Source organism: Vibrio sp. 811 (assembly GCF_033339195.1).
The window spans coordinates 1-601 of sequence record NZ_JAWOUB010000619.1; the positions used below are offsets into that span (position 1 = coordinate 1).

1 pseudogene is annotated in these 601 nt (G+C 44.1%); it reads left to right on the forward strand.

Annotation, left to right across the window (positions count from 1 at the left end):
- Positions 1 to 585 (forward strand): annotated as a pseudogene (locus R7Q46_RS28445) (hypothetical protein); the annotation flags it as partial.
- Positions 586 to 601: the final 16 nt, after the last annotated feature.

Below are 601 nucleotides of genomic sequence, written 5' to 3' on the forward strand. Positions count from 1 at the left end.
TTCAATAACATTTGTGAAATCACTGCAGACTTTGACACCAAAGGTTACTGGCACAACAAAAATGGCTTAAGTGAACTAACTGAAGCCGACAGAGTATATGTGAATGGATTAGCCCCTTACGCCTCTCCAAGTAACTACTTTGGATCTGGTGACGAGCCATTTGACGGTAAATTTACTGGTGGAGAGCCAGTTGAAGCAGCATTTAGCGGCGATTCTGCTACTTGGATGGCCGGGACTTGGCAATCCGAAGTGTCACAATTCTTGGTCGATAGCAATGGCAACGCGGACCTTAACGAGCATAAAGAGCAGCTAGCTCAGCAACTACTCGCATTTATCTTTAACACTCGACATCGCCCAACCTCTGAGGGTTTAACCCAAAATACCGTTATTTGGTTTGGCGATCAGTGGATGTCTATTGGAGATATCATTAGTAACGCGGTCAGTGCTTGGGAAGGTTCAGACATCAATCAAATTGATCAGATCAAGACGGTTTTGGATGGTTTGAATAACAACGATGATGTTCCAATTCTGCCATCGTCGTATGAAGACTGTCCAACACCTGACTTCACACAGCCAGAATCTTAAAGGTTATCCCCAAAAA